The sequence below is a fragment of the Asaia sp. W19 genome, from assembly GCF_003994335.1.
Taxonomy (GTDB): domain Bacteria; phylum Pseudomonadota; class Alphaproteobacteria; order Acetobacterales; family Acetobacteraceae; genus Asaia.
The window spans coordinates 1-4,084 of sequence record NZ_PNQZ01000080.1 but is presented as its reverse complement, the minus strand read 5'-3'; the positions used below and the strand labels follow the sequence as shown (position 1 = coordinate 4,084).

Sequence of the window (4,084 nt, the reverse complement as noted above, 5' to 3'; positions counted from 1 at the left end):
RTGTCGCGCACCGAGGTACCCCCCAGTTCGTGGGGGATCGCGCGTTCGAGCAGGATCGAGCCAAAACCATTCCCCTTGGGAGGCGTAACCGGAGGACCTCCCGTCTCGGTCCATTCCAGCACCCAGTTTCCAGGCTCCTCGTCGAGGAACCATGAGATCCGGAGGTTACCGGAGGGCTTGGACAACGCCCCGTATTTGGCGGCATTGGTCGCGAGTTCGTGCAGCGTCAGCGCCGCAACAGACAGGGCGGGTCCTGAGAGCCAGAGATTCGGCCCTTCCAGCGTCACAGCAGAGGGCTGGTGACGATACGGCTCAAGCTCGGCCTCCAGCAAGGTGCGCAGCAGACCACCGCCATCGGTCCGGGCTACCTGATCATGGGCACTGGCCAACGCCTTGATGCGCCCGCGCAGAACCTCGACATATTCCTCTATCGTGCGGTCCTTGGCCACGGGGCGACCGATGAGGGATTGCACCACCGCGAGAATATTCTTCACCCGGTGATTGAGCTCTTCATTGAGCATGCGTTGTCGCAGATCGGCATCGGCGCGCTCTGAGAGCTGCTGCTGATGATAGACGCCCATCACCTCGATCAACGCCGAACGCAGCTGGCCGGCTGCCTCGATATCGAAGCTTGACCAGGGAAGGCAGCGCTCATGCACCTGCTCTTTCCAGATCGCGAAGCTCTGACGGGGCGTCAGACGCGGACCATGCGGCCCGTGCTCATATGTCTTTTGCGGATCACCACCCCAGTTGATCGTCTGGACGATCTCGCGGCGGAAAAGGAAGACGTAGTTTTCCGGCTGCGGTGAGATAGGGATGATCAGTACCCCGGCCACATGGGCCGTGTGCGCCGCAATCCAGGGATGGTCCTTTACCAGATGGTCAGATTGCCAGATCTGGGTTCCGGCCTTCCTGCGTGCCAGCTCGACGAATTCGCTCTGCACCTCCTTGGGTGCCGAGATGCCATGGCCCGTCCATTCATTATCGATCCAGATCGCTATTCCGTCAGACTGGATCAAAGGAGCGAGACGGCTGATCTGCCCGCGCAGATAGGCGGGCATGTCCGAAACCGAGGCGGCATTGCGCAGCACGCTCTCGATCAGCCCATGGGTACGCTCGGCAACCTGAAGACGCGTCGTCTTGAGGATGACGATGATCTGAAGCGCGAAAAACTCCGAAAACATCTGCACCACCGCGCGCTCCGCGATGGGGAGGACGCGCGGAGAGTAATGGTGGCAGGCAATCATGCCCCAGAGTGCACCATCGATCACGATCGAGATCGACATCGAGGCACCCACCCCCATATTCGTCAGATACTCGCAATGGATGGGCGACACGCTGCGCAATTGACCCAGCGACATGTCGAGAGGGGCAAGCCCCTCCCCCTCGATGATCGGCACCGGCGTGTATTTCACATCGCCGATCATGCGTATGGGTGAACGCCGATACAACTCGCGTGCCTGAGCAGGAATATCCGCACTCGGAAAATGCTGACCCAGAAAACTCTCGAGCGAAAGCGCCCGGGCCTCCGAGACGACTTTCCCCGACCAGTCATCGGCAAAGCGATAGACCATCACCCGGTCATATTCGAGCAGTCCACGCATCAGCATGGTCACTACGTCGAAAAGCCGCGTGATATCCGTCGTCTTGCGGACGCGATCCATCATGCCATGAAGCTGGGTCAGAAATTTCGTTGCCCGATGAGTCGCGGCAGCGGGTTCGCATTCGAGCACCACCTCGCCATTCACGACATGGACGGCCATGTCGAAGCGGGCATCCGGCGCGAGTTCCTGGCTGAGCAGAAAAACAGGCCGACGCTGGGTGACGCTCAGCGTCAGACCATTACGAATGTCATGAATGACTTCGGACCCGAAAAGGGCCACAAGATCGCTACCGATCCCCAATGCCTCGTGACCGAGCATCTCTGCCGCATTTGCAGAATGTCGCAGAACCACAAAATCGCTGATCGTGCAGGTGACAAGGCATCCGTGGGGCTGAATGCTCCCGGGGATATGGATCGGCTCGCGATCGCAGCTTGTCAGATCGACCTGACCAAATTCAGCCATGGAGAACATCCTCTGCTCGATCGACCAGCGTTACAGCATCATAGGCATGCCGGAACAGCATGGAAGCAGCAGAACCCGCTTCGTCGAGATCGAATACGGGGGCGTCCTCGAGCCTCTCAAGGAACACCTTCCAATTTGCAGGAGCGGCCGTCTGGTGCGCCAGATGGCTCGCCCCATGAGCCTCTGTATATCCTATCGCAGCGGCTCGACGCGCGATGATCCGTGCCCCGAGGGCGGAGCCCTCAAGGGTATACAGCATACCGAGCAGAGCTGAGTCACCCGAGGGCGGGGTGATGACAGGCACAATGGGAAGAGCCAGACGCAGGGTGGAAAGATCCTTCTTGAGCGCATCCCCCGTACGGACCGGACGCCATCCCCGCAGCCAGCCGGGATACGCAACATTCTCGAACGCGGATTCCGCGGCCAGCCGAAAAGCGGCTGTGCCGCGCAGGTAACGCTCATAGTCGTGCGCGGTCGCCAAAGGGCCGATCAAAAAATCGAGCCGTTCATGGGCCTCATGAACATGCTCCCGGAGCATGTGTCGTCTTGTCTTGGAGACGGTCAGCACAGCAATCCAGTCAACGACGTCCGCCCAGACATAATCTATCAGTCCTGTTCCACAAACGTGAATGCCATTCCATTTAAATCATTATCATCTCGCCTGTAAACATCAAGATTTCGGAAGAAAGGACTTGTCGGGAATTTTCGTTAACGCCCAGTATATGGGACATCATTGCTAAATCATCACACTCATTCGTCTATACTCACGAAGAAATTTCATGATACGCCATGATTTCCTGCATGGATGCCCCAGCAACTTGACGCATATTACTTCGTCTCGGCGAAACCGTGGCACTCCTCGCTTTTGCTCCATATCATCGGTGCCCACCAACACATTCAGCCGTCTCCTCTCTACTTAGGCTGGCCTTCGCCAGAGATCACATATGGAGGCGGCATGCGTGATTGGCAGCGGCAGCCGGGATTGACCCGGCCCCGCCTTCAACGCTTATCCCCTGCTCTTAGCATTCTTCTTGGCTTCAAGCGGAGAAGGGCCGAGTTCGCGCAGGACTTCCGCCATCTTCGCGTAGGCCTTGTTGCGATATGCCACGAGCGCCTCGGCCTCCTCCTTTGAATACTGCCCGTAATAGCCCGCGCCATTCTTCACGCCATGCTTGCCCTCGGCCACGAGACGCCTCACCGTATCGGGGCAGGACAGACGCGGCCCGAACGCATTCTCGGCCGTCACGAACCCATTCACGTAAACGTCCAGCCCCGCCATATCGGCGATGGCAAAGGGGCCGAAAAATGGCAGGCGGAAACCGAAAGTCGACCGAACGATCGTATCGACATCTTCAGGCGTCGCGATCCCCTCCTCGACGATCGTATTCGCTTCCTTGAACAGGACATATTGCAGCCGGTTCAGCACGAAGGTCGGCCGATCAGCGACCTCGGCAGACTGGCGGTTCACGCGGCCCAGCATTTCCTTCACGGTCTCGACCACGGCCTTGGTCGTTTCGGTGCCCGACACCAGCTCGACACCCGGGATAAACGGCGCCGGGTTACTGAAATGCACAGTCAGGAAGCGCTCCTGCCCCGTCACGAAGGGGGCGAGCACATGGACAGGAATGGTCGAGGTATTGGTCCCGATGATCGCATCGGGACGGGCCGCCGCGCTGATCCGCCCGAGTACCTCCTTCTTGACATCCTCACGTTCGAACACCGCTTCCTCGATGAAGTCGACATCACGCACCGCCTCCTCGATGGACGGGGCGGAACGCAGATTGGTCATGATCCGATCATAGCTTCCAGGCGTCAGAAGCCCCTGCGCCTCGAAATCGCGCGCTTCGCCCAGGAGCCGCTCGAGCGAGCGCTGCGTTGCCTCCGGCGAGACATCGGCGAGCGTGACTTTCATGCCTGAAGCTGCAAGGCTCTGGGCAATACCGCCGCCCATATACCCCGCGCCGATGACCGCTGCACTTCTGATAATCTGAACCGACATGTCGCCCAACCTTCACGAT

3 protein-coding genes are annotated in these 4,084 nt (G+C 59.2%); all 3 read right to left on the bottom strand.

What is annotated here, in order from left to right; all coding sequences use genetic code 11:
* Positions 1–2,066: HWE histidine kinase domain-containing protein (locus C0V97_RS16200; RefSeq protein ID WP_158625456.1), on the bottom strand; the 2,066-nt coding region annotated here is incomplete at its 3' end.
* Positions 2,059–2,604, bottom strand: coding sequence for a biliverdin-producing heme oxygenase (locus tag C0V97_RS16195; RefSeq protein WP_127101920.1), 546 nt, complete (start codon positions 2,602–2,604; stop codon positions 2,059–2,061). The genes C0V97_RS16200 and C0V97_RS16195, both read right to left, overlap by 8 nt.
* 468 nt (positions 2,605–3,072) lie before the next feature.
* Positions 3,073–4,065 carry a 3-hydroxyacyl-CoA dehydrogenase family protein gene (locus tag C0V97_RS16190; protein ID WP_127101919.1) on the bottom strand — a complete coding sequence of 331 codons (993 nt, stop codon included), beginning with the start codon at positions 4,063–4,065 and terminating at the stop codon, positions 3,073–3,075.
* Between the last annotated feature and the right edge of the window lie 19 nt (positions 4,066–4,084).

Excerpts from the sequence above, each read along its gene's own strand:
- C0V97_RS16195 (WP_127101920.1), bottom strand. The coding sequence starts at position 2,604 with ATGCTCCGGGAGCATGTTCATGAGGCCCATGAACGGCTCGATTTTTTG.
- C0V97_RS16190 (WP_127101919.1), bottom strand. The coding sequence starts at position 4,065 with ATGTCGGTTCAGATTATCAGAAGTGCAGCGGTCATCGGCGCGGGGTAT.